This is a genomic window from Rossellomorea oryzaecorticis (genome assembly GCF_045897515.1).
GTDB classification, from domain to species: domain Bacteria; phylum Bacillota; class Bacilli; order Bacillales; family Bacillaceae_B; genus Rossellomorea; species Rossellomorea enclensis.
Window position 1 is genome coordinate 57,303 of the sequence record NZ_JBJOSA010000006.1, and the last position, 18,890, is coordinate 76,192.

21 protein-coding genes are annotated in these 18,890 nt (G+C 43.1%); 18 read left to right on the top strand and 3 right to left on the bottom strand.

Annotated elements, in window-relative coordinates:
- The first annotated feature begins 169 nt into the window (after positions 1 to 169).
- Positions 170 to 1,135: a YpdA family putative bacillithiol disulfide reductase gene (locus ACKA06_RS09140; protein ID WP_032087863.1), complete on the top strand. Its 966-nt coding sequence runs from the start codon at positions 170 to 172 to the stop codon at positions 1,133 to 1,135.
- A gap of 256 nt (positions 1,136 to 1,391) precedes the next feature.
- On the opposite strand, the gene ACKA06_RS09145 is transcribed toward ACKA06_RS09140, so the two are convergent.
- Entirely contained in the window at positions 1,392 to 2,366 is a 975-nt protein-coding gene (locus ACKA06_RS09145) for an asparaginase (RefSeq protein WP_032087864.1), read from the bottom strand.
- Positions 2,367 to 2,453: 87 nt separating this feature from the next.
- Here ACKA06_RS09145 and prsW point away from each other — a divergent pair, with 87 nt between their 5' ends.
- Positions 2,454 to 3,140, top strand: a complete 687-nt coding sequence (prsW, locus tag ACKA06_RS09150) for a glutamic-type intramembrane protease PrsW (protein WP_411159468.1) — start codon at positions 2,454 to 2,456, stop codon at positions 3,138 to 3,140.
- Between the two features lie 250 nt (positions 3,141 to 3,390).
- On the opposite strand, the gene ACKA06_RS09155 is transcribed toward prsW, so the two are convergent.
- Positions 3,391 to 3,735, bottom strand: coding sequence for a hypothetical protein (locus ACKA06_RS09155; protein WP_032087866.1), 345 nt, complete (start codon positions 3,733 to 3,735; stop codon positions 3,391 to 3,393).
- 232 nt (positions 3,736 to 3,967) lie between these two features.
- Between ACKA06_RS09155 and sleB the strand changes: the two genes are divergently transcribed.
- The 8 genes from sleB to fni all read left to right on the top strand — a co-directional run bounded on the left by sleB (position 3,968) and on the right by fni (position 10,907).
- Positions 3,968 to 4,762, top strand: a complete 795-nt coding sequence (gene sleB / locus ACKA06_RS09160; protein WP_231938015.1) for a spore cortex-lytic enzyme — start codon at positions 3,968 to 3,970, stop codon at positions 4,760 to 4,762.
- 14 nt (positions 4,763 to 4,776) lie between these two features.
- Entirely contained in the window at positions 4,777 to 6,123 is a 1,347-nt protein-coding gene (ypeB, locus tag ACKA06_RS09165) for a germination protein YpeB (protein ID WP_058297649.1), read from the top strand.
- 165 nt (positions 6,124 to 6,288) lie between these two features.
- Complete coding sequence (locus tag ACKA06_RS09170; protein WP_058297648.1) at positions 6,289 to 6,933, top strand: flagellar brake protein; 645 nt, start codon at positions 6,289 to 6,291, stop codon at positions 6,931 to 6,933.
- A gap of 80 nt (positions 6,934 to 7,013) precedes the next feature.
- Positions 7,014 to 7,202, top strand: coding sequence for a YpfB family protein (locus ACKA06_RS09175; protein ID WP_032087869.1), 189 nt, complete (start codon positions 7,014 to 7,016; stop codon positions 7,200 to 7,202).
- 129 nt (positions 7,203 to 7,331) lie between these two features.
- A complete protein-coding gene (gene cmk / locus ACKA06_RS09180) occupies positions 7,332 to 7,997 on the top strand; it encodes a (d)CMP kinase (protein WP_032087870.1) in 666 nt (221 codons plus the stop codon).
- A gap of 2 nt (positions 7,998 to 7,999) precedes the next feature.
- A complete protein-coding gene (locus ACKA06_RS09185; RefSeq protein WP_032087871.1) occupies positions 8,000 to 8,572 on the top strand; it encodes a lysophospholipid acyltransferase family protein in 573 nt (190 codons plus the stop codon).
- Positions 8,573 to 8,699: 127 nt separating this feature from the next.
- Positions 8,700 to 9,833 (top strand): 30S ribosomal protein S1, encoded by a 1,134-nt coding sequence (gene rpsA / locus ACKA06_RS09190; protein ID WP_032087945.1) that lies wholly within the window; start codon positions 8,700 to 8,702, stop codon positions 9,831 to 9,833.
- A 15-nt stretch (positions 9,834 to 9,848) separates the two neighbouring features.
- Entirely contained in the window at positions 9,849 to 10,907 is a 1,059-nt protein-coding gene (gene fni, locus ACKA06_RS09195; protein ID WP_411159469.1) for a type 2 isopentenyl-diphosphate Delta-isomerase, read from the top strand.
- 376 nt (positions 10,908 to 11,283) lie between these two features.
- Here the strand turns inward: fni and ACKA06_RS09200 are convergent, their stop codons facing one another.
- The gene (locus ACKA06_RS09200) at positions 11,284 to 11,415 is read right to left on the bottom strand and encodes a YpzI family protein (RefSeq protein ID WP_064564042.1); all 132 of its coding nucleotides are present in this window, start codon (positions 11,413 to 11,415) and stop codon (positions 11,284 to 11,286) included.
- 103 nt (positions 11,416 to 11,518) lie between these two features.
- On the opposite strand from ACKA06_RS09200, the gene ACKA06_RS09205 reads away from it, so the two are divergent.
- The 8 genes from ACKA06_RS09205 to spoIVA all read left to right on the top strand — a co-directional run bounded on the left by ACKA06_RS09205 (position 11,519) and on the right by spoIVA (position 18,699).
- The gene (locus tag ACKA06_RS09205; RefSeq protein ID WP_064564040.1) at positions 11,519 to 12,133 is read left to right on the top strand and encodes a YphA family membrane protein; all 615 of its coding nucleotides are present in this window, start codon (positions 11,519 to 11,521) and stop codon (positions 12,131 to 12,133) included.
- Positions 12,130 to 13,026, top strand: coding sequence for a YIEGIA family protein (locus ACKA06_RS09210; RefSeq protein ID WP_032087874.1), 897 nt, complete (start codon positions 12,130 to 12,132; stop codon positions 13,024 to 13,026). The genes ACKA06_RS09205 and ACKA06_RS09210 overlap by 4 nt, the downstream gene beginning before the upstream one ends.
- Positions 13,023 to 13,214, top strand: coding sequence for a capping complex subunit for YIEGIA (locus tag ACKA06_RS09215; RefSeq protein ID WP_052011530.1), 192 nt, complete (start codon positions 13,023 to 13,025; stop codon positions 13,212 to 13,214). Before ACKA06_RS09210 ends, ACKA06_RS09215 begins: the two co-directional genes overlap by 4 nt.
- Before the next feature lie 178 nt (positions 13,215 to 13,392).
- A complete protein-coding gene (gene der / locus ACKA06_RS09220) occupies positions 13,393 to 14,703 on the top strand; it encodes a ribosome biogenesis GTPase Der (protein ID WP_032087947.1) in 1,311 nt (436 codons plus the stop codon).
- A 17-nt stretch (positions 14,704 to 14,720) separates the two neighbouring features.
- On the top strand, positions 14,721 to 15,764 hold the full coding sequence (locus tag ACKA06_RS09225; protein WP_058297645.1) for an NAD(P)H-dependent glycerol-3-phosphate dehydrogenase: 1,044 nt from the start codon (positions 14,721 to 14,723) through the stop codon (positions 15,762 to 15,764).
- A gap of 275 nt (positions 15,765 to 16,039) precedes the next feature.
- A complete protein-coding gene (locus tag ACKA06_RS09230) occupies positions 16,040 to 16,237 on the top strand; it encodes a DUF2768 domain-containing protein (RefSeq protein WP_032087876.1) in 198 nt (65 codons plus the stop codon).
- A 47-nt stretch (positions 16,238 to 16,284) separates the two neighbouring features.
- Positions 16,285 to 16,971 carry a hypothetical protein gene (locus tag ACKA06_RS09235; RefSeq protein WP_074439973.1) on the top strand — a complete coding sequence of 229 codons (687 nt, stop codon included), beginning with the start codon at positions 16,285 to 16,287 and terminating at the stop codon, positions 16,969 to 16,971.
- A gap of 249 nt (positions 16,972 to 17,220) precedes the next feature.
- Complete coding sequence (spoIVA, locus tag ACKA06_RS09240; protein ID WP_032087877.1) at positions 17,221 to 18,699, top strand: stage IV sporulation protein A; 1,479 nt, start codon at positions 17,221 to 17,223, stop codon at positions 18,697 to 18,699.
- The last annotated feature ends 191 nt before the right edge of the window (positions 18,700 to 18,890 follow it).

Sequence of the window (18,890 nt, forward strand, 5' to 3'; positions counted from 1 at the left end):
TGGTCGGTTTGGCTTATGACATGGGCCTCTAAGCCCTGCAGCCAGGCAGTTATAAGTTATATCTCTTCAATGCGGGAGGCTCACGGGCTACCCGCGGAAATCGTAGTCTTCCACGGAAATCAACAGCGGTAATGAACAGACAAAGATATTTAGCAAGGAGTGCCTGAAGTTGAGAAACGAAGAATGTATCATCGTCGGCGGAGGACCATGCGGTTTATCAACGGCGATACACCTTAAACAACAAGGAATCGACCCCCTTATCATTGAAAAAGGAAACATCGTAAACGCAATATATAACTACCCTACGCATCAGACTTTCTTTTCTTCTAGTGAAAAGCTTGAGATCGGCGATGTGCCTTTCGTCATCGAAGAGCATAAACCCCGGCGTAATCAAGCACTTGTTTATTATCGCGAAGTGGCAAAAAGGAAAGATGTAAGAATCAATCGTTTTGAATTAGTCAACAAAGTCGAGAAGAAAGACGGCGGCTTCATCATCAGCACCTCCAAAGAAACGTACCGGGCAAAATACGTCATCATCGCCACAGGTTATTATGACAACCCGAATTATATGGGGATCCCGGGTGAAGATAAGGAAAAAGTCTTTCATTATTTCAAAGAAGCTCATCCTTTTTTTGACACCGACACTGTCGTGATAGGCGGAAAAAATTCAGCGGTGGATGCAGCCTTGGAGTTGAACAAAGCAGGGTCAAGAGTGACGGTGCTTTACCGGGGAAGCGAATACTCAAAAAGTGTTAAACCATGGATCCTTCCAAACTTCGATGCACTTGTGAGGAATGGGGAAGTCAAAATGGAATTCAATGCACATCTGGAAGAAATCACGGATGATGCAGTCCTCTATACGGTGAAAGGGGAAAAGAAAGAGATCAAGAATGATTTCGTCTTTGCCATGACCGGATATCACCCGGATCACAGCTTTCTTACCAAGATGGGTATATCCATCGACCGGGAGAGCGGCCGTCCGGCATTCGATCCTGATACAATGGAAACAAATGTAGAAGGTGTATATATAGCCGGAGTGATTGCGGCAGGTAATAATGCGAACGAAATATTTATAGAAAACGGCCGGCACCACGGCGGTCTGATTGCACAATCCATAATAGAGAAACAGAAATAATAAGAGGCTGGGACATAAGTGATATAGCCTAAGGAAAACCCGAATGAATTTGCTTTCTAACTGGCAAATTCAATCGGGTTTTTAGTTTACATGTTGAGTTAAGTAATAGTGCTTTCCAGCGGTTGATTGGAGTGAAAGACGAAGACTCCTGCGAGAAGCGAAGTCTTGCACGGAAATCATTAGCGGTGTTTAAGCATGCTATAAAATGTTCGTCTTTAGACGGTGTTAGCAGGATTTTGTCCGCCTCTTTTGTTTATTAGTTCTTGAAAATACGCTCCATTTCTTGAAAGTCATCTGTTTGAGACAAAGCAACCATCAGCTTTATCCGTGCTTTTTGACCGTTCAGGCCGTTAGAGAATATGACCCCTTTTTCTTTTAATTGCTTTCCCCCGCCCTCATATCCATATACATCCTGGGCGATGCCGTTGAAGCACCTTGAAACAAGGACTACAGGGATACGGCTGTTCAAAAGCTCAATGATACCGGGGACAGCTTCCGGTGGGAGATTACCCTGTCCGAGGGCCTCGATGACCACACCGTCGAACTTGAGGTCCTTTATTGCACCAAGAAGACTTGAATCCATACCTGCGTAAGCTTTGATTAGGGTAACTTTTTTTGTGATGTCACATACTTTATAGCTTTCGGAAGAGGTCGGCTGATGGTGAAATAAGATGCCTCTCTTAGTTACGATCCCGATCGGACCATATTGAGGGCTTTGAAAGGTCGAGACGTTGCTTGTGTGTGTTTTCGTCACATTCTTCGCCGAATGGATTTCATCATTCAATACAACCAGGACACCTTTATTTTTTGATAGGGGATCGGCTGCCACCCGGACGGATGAAATAAGATTATAAAGACCATCTGCACCGATTTCATTACTTGATCTCATGGCTCCGGTCACCACGATCGACACGGGAAGGGAAATGGTCAAATCAAGAAAATAAGCCGTTTCCTCAAGAGTGTCCGTCCCGTGTGTAATCACGACACCGTCGAATTCCTGATTTTTATATTCTGCTTCTATCAAACGTTTTATTTCATGCATATGTTCCGTTGTGATATGCGGAGAAGGAAGATGGAAGGCTTCGATTACGCGGACGTCAGCTAAATTTGCCACCATTGAGGTTTGGACAGACAATGGATTTTCCCTGCCCGGGATAACGGACCCCGTATCTTTATCTTCCATCATGGAGATGGTTCCACCCGTATGTATGACAAGCACATTTCTTTTCATGCATCTTTCCTCCTTGGATTTTGTTATTTTCTTTCCTACTTTAACATGATACGATTAAGAAAACTGAAAGAAAAGAGGACTTTTACTATGCTGGTGGTTTTATCAGCGGGAATAGCACCGGGCCTTGCTCTTCTGAGTTATTTTTATTTACGCGATGAGTATGAAGCTGAACCGGTTGCGCTAGTCTTTAAAACATTCATATACGGTGTCTTGATTACTTTTCCAATCATGTTTCTACAGTATGTATTAAAAGTGGAAGGGTTTGTCGATTCAAACTGGCTGAATGCCTATATTTCTTCTGGACTGCTGGAAGAATTTTTTAAATGGTTCATCCTCATGGTCGCCATTTTTCAACATGTTCATTTTAATGACCCGTATGACGGGATCATATATGGAGCAAGTGTTTCACTTGGGTTTGCAACAGTTGAAAACATATTATTCCTGTTGGCAAACGGGGTTGAATACGCATTCGGAAGAGCGCTCATGCCAGTCTCCAGCCATGCTCTCTTCGGTGTATTGATGGGTTATTATCTCGGCAAGGCCAAGTTTTCAATAAAGGACAACCGGCAGAAATGGCTGGTGATCTCGGTGATGGTCCCGCTTGCATTGCACGGGACATATAATTATATCTTTTTGTCTGAGAAGAACTGGATTTATTATATGATTCCATTCATGTTGTTCCTTTGGTGGCTTGGACTGAAGAAAGTCAAACATGCACACCGCCTGACTGCCAAAAAATACTCTCATTCAGAGTTGAAGAAAGAAATTCTTTAAAAGTGTTTTAGTCTAAGTAAAACCCGAACTAATTTGCGATAGATAGGGCAAATTAGTTCGGGTTTTTATTGTTTAAAGTGCATTTAGAGTTTAGCCCTTTCAAGTGAATGATTGGAGTGCAGGGCGAAGACTCATGTGGAAAGCGAAGTCTTGCACGAAAATCATTAACGGTAAAAAGAACTTCTACTGATAATGTACGTCTTTATATGGTAGCTTTTCAGTTCTGTCACAACCTCTTTTTGGGCGGAATCTATTTGTAAGTCGCTGCAAGGTCTGTCTTTGGTGCTTCTTTGCGTTTCACTTCATCAATTTTGTTGACGAACATCTGAAACACTTTTCTTTTTTCATCAAGCTCTCTTATGTATTCCTTGAGTTCACTGTATTTTTCTTCGAATGGCTTGTGATACATTTCCCGGATATTCTCGATGATTTCTTCATTCACAGTGGACTGGATGACCTGTTTGGTGATTCCGTATTTATAGGAATAGACCTTTAATTCTTTTTTCACCTCATCGTAATCCGTATTGATTTGGTCCAGTACTTCCGAAATGTCTTCTTTCCATTCATCCAGTGATTTGGCTAAATAATCTTCCATAATTGCCTCCCCCTTTATAAAAGACTCGAATGGTCCTTCCATTTATTATAACTCAGGCTGTTTACATCCCTTTTGCCGGAACATTACATTGTCTTTTCAAGAAAGGGGATTTTTTATTTTCATCTTGTATAAAATGGATGGCTCTACAAAAACTAGGGTTAATGTTAATTGAAGATATGGAGGTTAATGAATGATGAATAGCCGCATCAAATGGTTATGTACAACTGTCGTCATGGTGCTTGTCTGTTCTCTTTTAATGATTTCATCTGAAGGGGAGAAAGCGGACGCTTTTACAAATCAAGTCATTCAGCATGGAGCTACGGGTGATGATGTAATTGAGCTTCAATCCAGGCTTCAGTATATTGGCTACTACAATGGTAAAATCGATGGAGTTTTTGGCTGGGGCACTTATTGGGCATTAAGGAATTTCCAATATGAATTCGGCCTTCCAATCGATGGGTTAGCCGGTGCTGAAACGAAAGCAAAATTAGTGAAAGCATCAAAGTATAACGAGCAATTCGTAAAACAGCAGATAAACAAAGGGAATAAATTCAGTCACTACGGCGGCACGGATATGAGCAAGCAGAAAGGTGCAGGAGGTGGCGGAAAGACTTCACAGCCCCAGAAGCAGACTCCATCCAAACCGACGGCTGCAAACACACCGAATGGATATTCTCAAAATGATATCCAGATCTTGGCGAATGCCGTCTATGGCGAAGCCCGCGGGGAGCCATATGAAGGACAGGTGGCTGTAGCAGCGGTCATTTTAAATCGCATCGACAGTCCATCATTTCCGAATACAGCAGCAGGTGTGATCTTTGAGCCAGGTGCTTTCACTGCCGTTGCTGACGGACAGATCTACCTGACTCCTAATGAAAAAGCGAAGGAAGCAGTTCTGGATGCCATTAACGGATGGGATCCATCTTCAAATGCACTGTATTATTTTAACCCTGTTACCGCAACGAGTGATTGGATCTGGTCGAGACCGCAAATCAAGCAGATAGGGAAACATATATTCTGTAAATAACGAGGTGAAGGATATTGATACGCACTATTTTAATAGCTATACTCGTCATCGGCGTCGCTGGAACGGCCTTTTGGGGGTACCAGGAGCATCAGGAAAAAAATGCAATCCTGATCAACTCAGAAAACAACTATCAGCGTGCATTTCATGAACTTACTTATCAGGTTGATCTGCTGCACGATAAGATAGGAACAACTCTTGCCATGAATTCCAGAAAATCGCTGTCACCTGCCCTTGCAGATGTCTGGCGTCTTACATCCCAGGCGCATAGTGATGTGGGTCAATTACCATTAACCTTACTGCCATTTAATAAAACCGAAGAATTTTTGAGCAAAATAGGAGATTTCAGTTACCGTGTGGCGGTGAGGGACCTGGATGATAAACCGTTGACAGATAAGGAATACGCTTCATTAGAGAACCTTTACAAACAAAGTGCCGACATCCAGAAGGAATTAAGGAGGGTGCAGCATCTTGTCATCAAGAATAATCTACGATGGATGGATGTAGAGATGGCACTTGCTTCTGGCAAGGAAAAAGCCGATAACACGATCATTGACGGCTTTAAGACGGTGGAGAAGAATGTATCGGGATATGATGAAGCAAGCTTTGGATCCACTACATTTGTAAACAGTCAAAAAAGAGATGAGAATTTCAGAAAGCTAAAAGGCGAAGAAATTTCTAAGAAAGAAGCGGAGGCAATTTTAAGGAAGTATTCCGGAATCGATAAATCAAAGGAAGCTAAAGTTGCAAGCAGCGGCAAGGGATCGGAGTTCAAATTTTATAGTGTCTCCATTGGGAATGGAAAGACAGACGCGAGTATGGATATAACACAAAAAGGGGGGTATCCCATCTGGTATATCAATAACCGTGAAGTAAAAGAGGCGAAGATCAGTTTGAATAAAGCTTCTGAACAGGCAACTAAATTCCTTAAAGAAAACAAGTTCGAAAAGTTGGAGCTGTTCGAAAGTGTCCAATACGACAAACTGGGCGTATTCACCTATGTGACTCTCCTTGATGGTGTGAGGATTTACCCTGATGCAATCAAAGTGAAAGTAGCACTAGATAACGGACAAATCGTAGGGTTTGCCGCTGAGGAATATCTGAGGAACAATCACAGCCGTGAAATTCCAGAACCCGGTATCACCCTGGAAGAAGCAAAAACAAAGACAAACCCGAACTTGAAAGTCATGGAAGAAAGACAGGCTGTCATCATCAACGACTTGAACGAAGAAGTACTGTGCTATGAATTTCTTGGAATGCTCGGAAATGACACTTACAGAATCTTCATCAATGCCGACACTGGCGAAGAAGAGAAAGTGGAAAAGCTCAAAAATGCAGAACCGATTTATGAAGAAGTTGTATAAAATGAATGGGCGGTATCCTTAAATAGGGTACCGTCTTATTAATGGCAATCAACCCATGCGGATTCACGATTGCCTAAATTACAAAAAAAGTATGGAAAGGAAGTATTTTACGTGACATAATATAGGTACATCATATCAGTAGCGGGAAAGTGAGAGTAATGCGCAATGATCAAAGCCGGAACAATACTGCAGCTTGAACCTATTCATAACGATACACCCGAGAAGTACCGATGCAGGGTGGTCGAGTCGGAAGAAGACGGGATCTTCATTGATTACCCTATACATACTAAAACCGGAAAGACCATATTCATGATGAATGGCACCCAGCTTAAAGCAAGTTTCGTCTACAATGAACAGACCGTTCTAATGTTCGAGTCGGAAGTCCTGGGCAGGAAAATTTCAAAAATCCCCATGGTACATATTCACTATCCTGGTGAGGACAAACTGGTGAAAGTACAAAGGAGACAATATGTACGCGTCGAAACCAATGCGGATATCTCCCTTTATTACGGTGATGAGTACCATCCTGCTGTCACAGAGGATATCAGTGCAGGCGGTTGTGCGGTCAGGATGAACGGAATAGAAATTGAACAGGGTGCACGCATCTCGATGATCATCGTTTTGACGATGCAAACCGGGGAATGCCACTACCTCGAAATAATGGGAAGCCTTATCCGTGTATGGGAGCGGAACAATAAAAAAATTGCAAGTATACAGTTCTTGAACTTGTCAGAAACCCAGAGGCAGGTCATCATGAGATTTTGTTTTGAAAAGCAGCTGGAACTCAGAAAAAAAGGTCTCCTTGAATAAAATTCCATCATTTACACATACTTTCTCATAAAGGATTCAATATCTTGAATGACGTGCAGATTAAGAAAAGGGTGTAATTGATGAGGGCAATAGAAAGAATATTGATAAAGCTGGCTATCATACATTTTATTTTACTTCTGGCCATCCAATTTGTTTTTCACGAACTTAATATACTGCCGGAACTTCATAAGATCGTATTTTATGAAGGGGTGGAGAAAATGGAATATAGTGAAATAGTGGAAACCATATCAAACAGCAGAAGCAGGTGAAAAGTGCCTGCTGTTTTTTGTTATTAAGAGAATTGTAACCCTTTAAAAGAGAAAGTTCTTATTATGTTTGCACGATTTTATGATAGAATAGGGAAGAAATTATATGGAATTTAAGTAGGTGGATGTTTTATGAAATTACGGATTGCCATAGACGGCCCTGCGGCTGCGGGGAAGAGTACCGTCGCTAAAATTGTAGCAGGAAAGCTATCTTATCTTTATATAGATACGGGAGCCATGTACCGTTCCCTGACGTATAAAGCAATAAAGTCGAATGTGGATGTGCATGATCAGACAGAACTGACTAAACTGCTCAAAATGACTAAAATTGAATTGGAACCTTCTGAAAAAGGTCAGCTTGTATTTCTTGACGGGGAAAATGTAACGGAAGAAATCCGTCAATCAGAAGTCACAAATTCAGTTTCGCATATAGCAGTTCATCAGCAAGTCAGAGAAGAAATGGTTAAAAGACAGCAGGAACTTGCCAGTGAGGGCGGCGTGGTAATGGATGGAAGGGATATCGGCACTCATGTCATCCCAGACGCAGAAGTGAAAATATTCCTGCTCGCGAGCGTTGAGGAAAGAGCCCAAAGACGTCACGAGGAAAATGTCTCGAAAGGGTATGCGTCAGATTTAGAGAAATTGAAAGAAGAAATCGCATTGAGGGATAAAATTGATTCAGAGCGGGAAGTTGCCCCATTGAAAAAAGCAGAGGACGCCATTGAAATAGACACGACCTCCTTATCGATCAATGAAGTCGTCGACCGCATCATGTCTCTTGTGGAAAGGAAAGGGTAGACGTGAATCTTTATTCATTTGCCAAAGGTTTAGTAAAATCCATTCTTTCGCCGCTTTACCGCATTGAAGTCGTCGGCCTGGAGCATTTCCCGAAAGAAGGCGGAGTGCTGCTCTGTGCAAACCATATTGACAATCTGGATCCCCCCGTCGTCGGGATCACCGCGCCAAGGCCTGTCTCATTCATGGCAAAGGAGGAGCTCTTTAGGGTTCCGGTCCTCGGGAAAATCCTCCCCGGGGTTCATGCTTTTCCAGTAAAGAGGGGCATGAGTGACCGTGAAGCCCTGCGAAAAGGATTGAAAATATTGAAAGAGGGAAATGTTTTAGGATTGTTCCCGGAGGGTACTAGAAGTAAAACAGGGGAGATCGGTAAAGGTCTTGCCGGCGCCGGATTTTTTGCATTGCGATCCGACGCAAAAGTGGTACCCTGTGCAATCATCGGTCCTTACAAGCCGTTCAGAAAACTCAAAGTGGTATACGGACCGCCCGTCCCGATGGAGGAAATCAAGGAACAGAAACTCAATGCTGAGAAAACAACGGACATCATCATGGAGCATATTGCCAGCCTTATGAAATGATCGACCGGACTTTCTTGCTTGACAAATAGTTCTATTTATTAGAAGTTAATAGAAAGAATAATTTATTTAAATTGTGTAAAAATTCACAAAAATAAAATCTTTGCAGTCATGGATTAAGGAGGAGTACATAATGGAAGACATGAATGGAATTGAAGTGAAAAATCTCGAGATTGGTGAAAAAGTCAAAGGAACCGTTACCAAGGTCGAAGAAAAACAAGTCCTTGTTGATGTTAAAGATAGTAAGGTGGATGGCATCATTCCAATTAGTGAACTCTCAAGCCTTCACATTGAAAAAGCATCTGATGTAGTGAGTGAAGGGGATGTACTGGAGTTAATCGTGACAAAAGTGGAAGAGGAACTGCTTGTCCTTTCCAAGCGTAAAGTCGATGCTGAAAAAGCATGGGAAGAAATGAAAGGCCGCTTTGAAGCCGGAGAAGTATTTGAAGCCGAAGTAAAAGACGTCGTTAAAGGCGGTCTGGTCGTCGATCTTGGAGTCAGGGGATTTGTCCCGGCATCATTGGTGGAAGATCACTATGTGGAAGATTTCTCAGACTACAAGGATAAGGTCCTTACATTCAAGATTGTGGAATTGGATCAGGATAAGAACCGTCTGATCCTGTCTCATCGCGCAGTGGTTGAAGCTGAAAAACAAGAACAGAAGAAACAGCTTCTTACCGACATCGAATCCGGTGCGGTCCTCGAGGGTACTGTTCAGCGAATCACTGATTTCGGCGCATTCGTTGATATCGGCGGAGTTGACGGCCTGGTGCATATTTCCCAGCTGTCCCACGAACACGTAGAGAAGCCGTCGGACGTGGTGACTGAAGGACAAAAAGTCCAGGTGAAAGTACTGAGTGTGGATCGTGATAATGAAAGAATTTCATTATCGATTAAAGAAACACTTCCTGGGCCTTGGAGTGATATTTCTGAAAAAGCCCCTAAAGGAAGCGTACTGGACGGAGTAGTCAAACGATTGGTATCCTACGGTGCATTTGTAGAGGTATTTCCGGGTGTTGAAGGATTGGTGCATATTTCGCAAATTTCCCATAAACATATCGGTACGCCTCATGAAGTATTAAAAGAGGACCAATCGGTTAAAGTAAAAGTATTGGATGTCAACGAATCTGAACAACGACTTTCTCTTAGCATAAAAGCTTTGGAAGAGAAAGAAGAAGAAGTGACAGATTATGAAATGCCTGAAGAAAATACAGGCTTCCAATTAGGTGAAATGATTGGAGATAAATTAAAGGATCTTAAATAAAAATGGTGATGGACTTTGACTAGAGCTCAACGAAAACGGGATCATATTAATTATGCCCTTACAACAGGGCAACAGAATAAGACGGGCTTTGAAGACATAAAGTTTGTTCATCAAAGCCTTCCGGATGCAACCCTTGATGATACCCGTCTCCAGTCCCGAATTGGCGAACTTTCTTTAAGTTCGCCAATTTTTGTGAATGCCATGACAGGCGGAGGCGGGGAATATACATCAAAAATCAATGCTGAGTTATCTCTGTTGGCCAGGGAAACCGGGATTGGACTGGCTGTAGGTTCACAAATGTCTGCTTTGAAGGACCCGTCTGAACGAAAAACGTATGAAATAGTAAGAAAGAACAATCCTGACGGCATCATATTTGCCAACCTTGGCAGTGAAGCGTCAGTACAGCAGGCAATCGATGCAGTGGAGATGATTGAAGCAGATGCCCTTCAAGTTCATCTGAACGTCATTCAGGAATTGACTATGCCCGAAGGAGACCGTGATTTTAAGGGGGCGCTTGAACGAATTCACACGATTGCCGATCGGTTAAGTGTCCCGGTCATCGTGAAAGAAACTGGATTTGGGATCAGTAAGGAAGCTGCAATGACTCTTTCAGGTACTTCCATTTCGGCTATAGATGTCGGGGGTTACGGCGGAACGAACTTTTCTAAAATTGAAAATCAACGCCGGCAAAGGATGCTGAGTTATTTTGATGACTGGGGTATACCAACGGCTGCATCCATTGCTGAAGCCCATTCGGTTTCCGGTCTCCCGATTCTTGCTTCGGGAGGTATTCGGAACAGCCTGGAAATTGTAAAAGCCTTGAGTCTGGGTGCCTGCTCTGTCGGAATGGCCGGAGCCATTTTGAAGTGCATCGTGGATAAGGGTCTTGAGGCCACGATAGAAGAAGTAAATGATCTTCACACTGATATACAATACCTTATGTGTGCATTAGGCTGCATGAGGACTGAAGACTTGCAAAAGGTGCCTCTTATTTTAACAGGAGAGTTGTATCATTGGCTGGCCGTAAGGGGATTGGATCCCGAAAAGTATAGTAATCGACAATTCAATGCTTGATGAAATTGTCTGGGACAAAAGAATATAATCTAAGTAAACCCGAATTAATTTGCATGAGATGAGGCAAATTAATTCGGGTTTTTTATTTGTTCTTTGGATATCTCAGGAGTTTGCTCATCCCAGCGGTTGGAGTGCAAGATGAAGACTCCTATCAGAAATGCGGAAGGGCTTTGCCAGAGGCGTGTGGCATAAGGCGAATCGGCCTGGAAGGCGTTCTTTGCCTTCTTTGCCGGTTTGACTTATGAATGTGCCTCTAAGCCATGCAGCTAGACAGTTGCCCCACTTGTCAAAGGAGGCTCACGGGCTACCCGCGGAAAGCGAAGTCTTGCACGGAAAGCATTAGCGTTGTTTAAAGCCCTCTAAATGTTCGTATATTTTACCTCTGCCTCTTCCTTGATTCGGCAGGGCTTTCCATCCCTGTTGCTCCTTTATTCTGAAGCTCCTGATCCCGGTCGGATTCAACCCGTCCACTTTGCTTTAATTTCTTTTCCTGACGATCTTTTCCCATATCAAACACCTCCTTTTCTTATTTTTTCAAGATTAAATTGAAACATACATGAATGATTTACATAAAGATTTTCCATAATGTAGATAATAGGAGGGAATGGGACATGGAGGGAATAATATTTCTTTGGGTTGCATGGGGATTATGGATCTACACGACTTTCATTATGGAAAAGAATGAAAAAGGCCGATTTCTATTCTCCTTCTATTTGTTGTGCTTGATTTGCTTGTTTCCGTATAGATTTTCCATATTATCGTATGAAGTACATGCAGACTATCTATTTTTGGCATTACTGGCGCTCATCTATATGCGCCGCCTGGGTCTGAGGCAGAAACTTTATATGCTGATTTGTATTTTGACCATAGCCATGTCATATGCAGGGGTAGGGCTTGTTGCCATTTATGATCCCGTCCTTATGATCATCGACCCTTATGTAATTGCTGCATTATTATCCATGAGTCTTGGGTTTATTTTTTACAGTTCCATAAATAAGATGAGAAATCTGTTCCTTTCTGTGATTTCGGGAACGTTGACAGGGGAAATATTCTTATCGGTCACGCTGCATAATATAGGGTTCAGCAAAATGATCGGTGATTATCTTTATATGGATACAGCGGCTTATATGGCATTGATGACCATCACCTGGAAGGCCGTTCATTCATTGAATGCCCTGATGAGCAGTAAACTATCATCCAATAAAGGGGAAATCAAAAATATATGAATGATTACGTAAACCCCGTCATTTTCGGGGTAGTCATCGGCACGTTAACCAGAATCTATATGCTCCGGACCGACTATAGGCAATACCCGACGTATTTGCACGGGAAGATCATACATATTGCACTCGGCTTCATCGCCGCAGGGCTTGGAACAATTGCGGTTCCTGCATTACTGGAAGAGAATTTCACGGCTATCACATTTTTGACAGTGGCTGCATCACAATTTCGTGACGTCAGGAATATGGAAAGGAATACATTGACTGAGTTGGATGCCTATGAGCTTGTACCAAGGGGGGCTACCTATATCGAAGGGATTGCGGTAGCATTTGAAAGCAGGAACTATCTGGTGATATTCACTTCCTTAATCGCTACTTTGGCCTATATAGTATTTAACTTTTATGCTGCCTTGGCAGTCAGTGTGGTCTGTATGTTAATCTCGCATAAATTAATGGCCGGGGGCAAGCTGAAAGATATCGTCCATATTGAATTCGTCCAACCGCATTTTGATGGTGCGGGACTATACGTGGATAATATTTATATCATGAATATAGGTCTTAAAGTCAGGCAGGAAGAAATCATGCGCTATGGAATGGGGTTCGTACTGAATCCTAAATCATTCGATGCAAGATCCACGATTGCAAACCTGGGGCAAAGGCAGGCCATCCTTCATGATGTGTCCACTTCATTGGGTATCTTTAAAGATTCGGGGACCCCTGCACTCACTCCTCTGGCTAAAAGAGATCTCGATGATGGAAGGGTGGCGGTGTTTGTCCTTCCTCAACATAAAGATGTGGAGAAAGCCATCGCGATCCTGGGGCAGGTTCCGACACTGGAAAATGCGATCAGGATGCCATCTGAGTCAAAAGCCATTCGAAAGGGGAGAGAAGCAGATTGAGTACCACCATTCAAAAATTCATCTTAGCCGCTGTGACAACCTCTCCTGATAGAATTCCCAGCGGAACAGCAGTATTTCATTGCAAAACGGACGAGGAACTGCAGAAGATCTGCGCTAACCTCGAAGCCATATTAGACGGGATTGCACATGAATTGGATACCGGCCTGTTTATCATTGTGAAACATTGATTGCCAGTTCATTCTTTTACTGATAAAATGTTAAAGTTAGGGGACTGACCCATAAGGGGGAATACAGCTTATGGGCCAGTCTTTATTATTAATAATTGAACCATTTGAAACAGTGGAAATGAAAAGGCTTAAAGGATAATGAATGAACCATAAGTCTATTCAAGAAAGGGTGAATAAAGTGTCCAAACCAGTTGTTGCAATCGTAGGGCGTCCGAATGTTGGTAAGTCCACGATTTTTAATAGGATTGTCGGCGAGAGAATATCGATAGTGGAAGATGTGCCCGGTGTTACAAGGGATCGTATATACAGTTCTGCTGAGTGGCTGACTCATGAATTTAATATTATAGATACCGGCGGAATCGAATTAGGCAATGAGCCGTTTCTTGATCAAATCAGGCAGCAGGCAGAGATTGCGATCGATGAAGCGGATGTCATCATATTCCTTACGAATGGCCGTGAAGGAGTAACCGCAGCCGATGAAATCGTAGCGAAGATACTATATCGTTCAAACAAGCCTGTAGTGCTTGGTGTCAATAAGATCGATAACCCGGAAATGCGTGAAATGGTGTATGATTTCTATTCCCTTGGATTCGGAGAACCTTTCCCGATTTCAGGTTCACACGGACTCGGGCTGGGGGATCTGCTGGACGAAGCCGCAAAGCATTTCAAAAAAGATGACGGGGACGAATACGGAGAAGAAGTCATTAAATTCTCCTTGATCGGCCGTCCCAATGTCGGTAAGTCTTCCCTCGTAAATGCACTACTCGGTGAAGAGCGGGTCATCGTCAGCAATGTGGCTGGTACGACAAGGGATGCGATTGATTCATCTTACACGTTTGATGGACAAGAGTATGTCATCATCGATACTGCCGGAATGCGGAAAAAAGGAAAAGTATATGAAACGACTGAAAAATACAGTGTGCTGAGGGCTTTGAGAGCGATTGAACGTTCCGACGTTGTATTGGTCGTGATAGACGGTGAAGAAGGAATCATCGAGCAGGATAAAAAAATTGCAGGATATGCACATGATGCAGGACGTGCAGTGGTAATCGTCGTCAATAAGTGGGATGCAGTTGAAAAAGATGAAAAAACGATGAACAAATGGGAACAGAACATCCGTGACCACTTCCAGTTCCTTGACTATGCACCGATCATCTTCTTATCTGCAAAAACAAAGAAGAGAATCCATACGCTTCTTCCTGTCATCAATGTGGCGAGTGAAAACCATGCATTGCGTGTACAATCCAGTGTCCTGAATGAAGTAGTAATGGATGCGGTGGCAATGAATCCAACACCGACCGATAATGGCAAAAGACTCCGTATCTACTATGCAACTCAGGTGGCAGTGAAGCCGCCGACATTTGTTGTGTTTGTGAATGACCCGGAATTAATGCATTTTTCATATGAACGATTCTTGGAAAACAGAATCCGTGATGCATTTGGATTTGAAGGAACTCCTATTCGTATTATCGCTCGTGCCAGAAAATAATAAGGTAGGTGTATCAAATGAAAAACTCTGAAAAAGTGACGGTCATTGGTGCAGGAAGCTGGGGGACGGCCCTTGCCATGGTATTGGCAGACAACGGGCTTGAAGTAAGGCTATGGGGACATAAAGCAGATCAAATCCAGGAAATCAACGAACATCATACAAATCATAAGTACCTAAAGGATGTGAAACTTCCTGAGAGTATCATCGGCTATGCAGATATGAAGGAATCTCTTGATGGTATCCAGACGGTTATTTTAGCGGTTCCCACCAAAGCGATCAGACAGGTGCTGGGCCAGATCCAGGAAGTGCAGGCGAATCCTTTGACGGTTGTGCATGTGAGTAAGGGGATCGAGCCCGACAGCCTTCTGCGCATATCAGAAATCATCGAGGATGAAATGAATCCGGATAACCTGCGCTCTGTCGTCGTCCTTTCCGGACCGAGTCATGCGGAAGAAGTGAGTCTAAGGCACCCGACGACCGTGACGGTATCAGCAAAGGATATGAAATACGCAGAAGAAGTCCAGGATCTTTTCATGAACCAGAATTTTAGAGTGTACACAAATCCCGATATGCTTGGTGTTGAAATTGGAGGCGCATTGAAGAATATTATTGCTCTTGCTGCCGGCATCACCGATGGCTTGGGGTATGGAGATAATGCGAAGGCAGCCCTCATCACCAGGGGGCTCGCTGAAATCGCCCGCTTAGGCACAAAAATGGGTGCCAACCCGCTCACCTTCTCCGGTTTGACAGGTATTGGTGATTTAATTGTTACATGCACAAGTGTTCATTCGAGAAACTGGAGGGCAGGTAATATGCTCGGTAAGGGGCATAAACTCCAGGAAGTGCTTGATAATATGGGCATGGTGGTGGAAGGCGTCCGTACAACGAAAGCAGGACATCAGCTTGCCCAAAAATTCGAAGTGAAAATGCCGATCACGAATGCACTGTACGACGTATTGTTCAATAATGTAGAAGCGAAAGAAGCGGTCGATCATTTAATGTCACGAGGAAAGACAAATGAAATGGAAGATTTGGTGAATATTCTGGGCGAACGCTCATAGACCGATAAAAATCTTGCAAGAATAGGCATTAGAGGATGCGAAAGGTTCTTACCGTGCATACACTGTGATGAATATATACAGCTTTGCCTATGGATGGGTAGGTCTCTTTCAGTCTTAAGAGCAGCTCATGACTTTGGCTCGGCCTTTGGCCCGGGTCCGGAGATCATGGGTCGCTCTTCTTTTATGTGCGTTCATCTTTCGTACATTTTATTGAACAAATGCCGTTTCGGATTTGACTTGTGATATAATACATTCGATAACAGGAGGGATGTACCATGACTTCTATGATGAAAATGTGGATTTCATTTGCTTCAATGGGATCTATGTTCCTTGCAATCATAATGATTTATTTCAGCCGGTATAAAATTAAACCGAAATTCATTCGCTTTATTACTGCTTTTGTGGCTTACATACTGATGATAGCAGGCGGACTCATGATGATTTATATTGTATTCAGCGGACCAACCTACTAGCTTAAGAAAGGAAGTTTTGCAGATTGAAACGTATAGTTTTAACCGGAATGATCCTTGTGCTCACTATGACCGTCCTTTCCGGCTGTCTTTACCCTGAAAAAGAGCTCAATCAGAATCAGATCCCTTATGATGCACAGGTGAAAGCTGTTCAAGAAGCAGTGGAGCAATACCAGGACGCCAATAGCGGGCTGCTCCCGATCAAGACAAGGGATAAGGATACCCCGATCTATCAAAAATATCCGATTGATTTCAGGAAGTTATCCCCACAATACTTATCAGAGATTCCTGGAAATGCATTTGAGAACGGGGGGATCTTTCAATATGTCCTGCTGGATGTAGAAGAAAATCCAACCGTGAAGATATTCGATCTACGAATGGCGGAAAAAATAAGGGAAATCAAAATCAGAATCAACGCCCAGGGCTATCCCCCTTTTAAAGAACAGGTGGCCCACAACGTTTATAAATTGAATTATGAAGAAATAGGAATGGATAAAGAAGTATATGTCGACAGCCCCTATTCAAATAAGAAGCTTCCGCTTGTGATAAATGGGAGCGGGGAGATTTTCGTGGATTATTCGATGGATTTATATGAAAAGCTTCAATCCACGAACAAAACAATTCAAGAAGGAACCGATATCCGTACTCTGCTGACAGAGGACTCCTTGTTTGTTCCAGCCTATTCCCTTCCTTATACCATTGATGAAAAGAATGAACCTGTCTTTATGACAAAATAGGCATAACCCTTTTCCTGCAAAATATATTGTAGGAGAAGGGTTATTATTTTATGTCATCCTTTGTAGGGAGTTTTCATCAACTTCAACTGAACATAATTGCTGCGACATAATAAATTTAATTCTTAGTCATAAGGAGGTAAAAAAATCATATTAATAGTCATAAGTCATTAGGACAACATCATAAATATAGAATGTGAGGCAGAATACACGGATGAAACATCCCTGGAATATAAGATGGGAGGGAATCTCTTGGAAAGAGTCGATCTATTCAAAGACATTGCTGAAAGAACAGGCGGAGATATTTATTTAGGTGTGGTGGGAGCAGTAAGAACAGGTAAATCAACCTTCATCAAGAAGTTTATGGAGCTTGTTGTCCTTCCTAATATTGCAAGTGAAACAGAACGTGCAAGAGCGCAGGACGAACTGCCGCAAAGTGCTGCAGGAAAGACGATCATGACGACAGAACCGAAATTCGTCCCTAACCAGGCAGTATCGGTGCATGTGGACGAGGGGCTTGAAGTGAATGTGAGATTGGTAGATTGTGTAGGTTACACGGTGCCGGGGGCGAAAGGATACGAGGATGAAAATGGTCCCAGAATGATCAATACACCTTGGTACGAAGAGCCTATCCCGTTTCATGAAGCAGCCGAAATCGGTACCAGAAAAGTAATACAGGAGCATTCAACGATCGGCGTGGTGGTCACCACTGATGGTTCGATCGGGGAAATAGGAAGAAGCGACTATATCGAAGCTGAGGAAAGAGTCATCGAGGAACTGAAGGAAGTCGGTAAACCCTTCATTATGGTGATCAACTCCGCTAGGCCGCATGCGACAGAGACAGAAGAGCTGAGAGTGAAGCTGCAGGAAAAATATGACATACCAGTCCTTGCGATGAGTGTGGAAAGTATGAGGGATTCAGATGTACTGAATGTTCTTCGTGAAGCTTTGTTTGAATTCCCGGTATTAGAAGTGAATGTGAATTTACCGAGCTGGGTGATGGTGCTGAAAGAAGAACATTGGCTGAGACAGACCTATCAGGAAGCTGTTAAAGAAACGGTCAAGGATATTAAACGTCTTCGTGACGTGGACCGGGTCGTCCATTATTTCAGCGAATATGAGCATATTGAACGTGCCGGACTTGCAGGAATCGATATGGGTCAGGGTGTAGCCGAGATCGATTTATATGCACCGGATGAACTGTATGATGAAGTGCTGAAAGAAATTGTAGGCGTTGAAATCCGAGGCAAGGATCACCTGCTTGAATTGATGCAGGATTTCGCACATGCCAAAGCAGAATATGACCAGATTTCAGATGCGCTGAGAATGGTTAAACAGACAGGTTACGGAATCGCTGCGCCTTCTCTGAACGACATGAGTCTGGATGAACCGGAAATCATACGTCAGGGATCAAGATTCGGTGTAAGCCTCAAGGCCGTTGCACCTTCCATCCACATGATCAAAGTGGATGTTCAATCAAAATTCGAGCCGATCATCGGCACCGAAAAACAAAGTGAAGAACTCGTCCGGTACCTGATGCAGGATTTTGAAGACGATCCACTTTCGATTTGGAACTCCGATATATTCGGAAGAAGCCTGAGCTCCATCGTAAGAGAAGGCATCTCAGCCAAACTGTCGCTAATGCCTGAAAATGCCCGTTACAAACTGAAAGACACACTGGAAAGAATCATCAACGAAGGCTCCGGCGGCCTCATAGCCATCATCCTATAACCTTTCTGGACTCTCTTAGGAGGGTCTTTTTTTGTGTGAGAATTTTTTTGAAACAAGGGTTTTAGTCGAAAGACAAATAGTTATGTTTGAATTCTGTTGATTAGTGGTAACAACATTGACTACACGGAGTGGATTGTAGCGGAAGGCATTTGACTCCGACGGGAAATAGAGGAAAAGTCGAGACTTGTCCA

Coding starts and splice junctions, on each gene's coding strand:
- ACKA06_RS09145 (WP_032087864.1), bottom strand. CDS start 2,366: ATGAAAAGAAATGTGCTTGTCATACATACGGGTGGAACCATCTCCATG.
- prsW (WP_411159468.1), top strand. CDS start 2,454: ATGCTGGTGGTTTTATCAGCGGGAATAGCACCGGGCCTTGCTCTTCTG.
- ACKA06_RS09155 (WP_032087866.1), bottom strand. CDS start 3,735: ATGGAAGATTATTTAGCCAAATCACTGGATGAATGGAAAGAAGACATT.
- sleB (WP_231938015.1), top strand. CDS start 3,968: ATGGTGCTTGTCTGTTCTCTTTTAATGATTTCATCTGAAGGGGAGAAA.
- ACKA06_RS09170 (WP_058297648.1), top strand. CDS start 6,289: ATGATCAAAGCCGGAACAATACTGCAGCTTGAACCTATTCATAACGAT.
- ACKA06_RS09175 (WP_032087869.1), top strand. CDS start 7,014: ATGAGGGCAATAGAAAGAATATTGATAAAGCTGGCTATCATACATTTT.
- cmk (WP_032087870.1), top strand. CDS start 7,332: ATGAAATTACGGATTGCCATAGACGGCCCTGCGGCTGCGGGGAAGAGT.
- ACKA06_RS09200 (WP_064564042.1), bottom strand. CDS start 11,415: ATGGGAAAAGATCGTCAGGAAAAGAAATTAAAGCAAAGTGGACGGGTT.
- ACKA06_RS09205 (WP_064564040.1), top strand. CDS start 11,519: ATGGAGGGAATAATATTTCTTTGGGTTGCATGGGGATTATGGATCTAC.
- ACKA06_RS09210 (WP_032087874.1), top strand. CDS start 12,130: ATGAATGATTACGTAAACCCCGTCATTTTCGGGGTAGTCATCGGCACG.
- ACKA06_RS09225 (WP_058297645.1), top strand. CDS start 14,721: ATGAAAAACTCTGAAAAAGTGACGGTCATTGGTGCAGGAAGCTGGGGG.
- ACKA06_RS09230 (WP_032087876.1), top strand. CDS start 16,040: ATGACTTCTATGATGAAAATGTGGATTTCATTTGCTTCAATGGGATCT.
- ACKA06_RS09235 (WP_074439973.1), top strand. CDS start 16,285: ATGATCCTTGTGCTCACTATGACCGTCCTTTCCGGCTGTCTTTACCCT.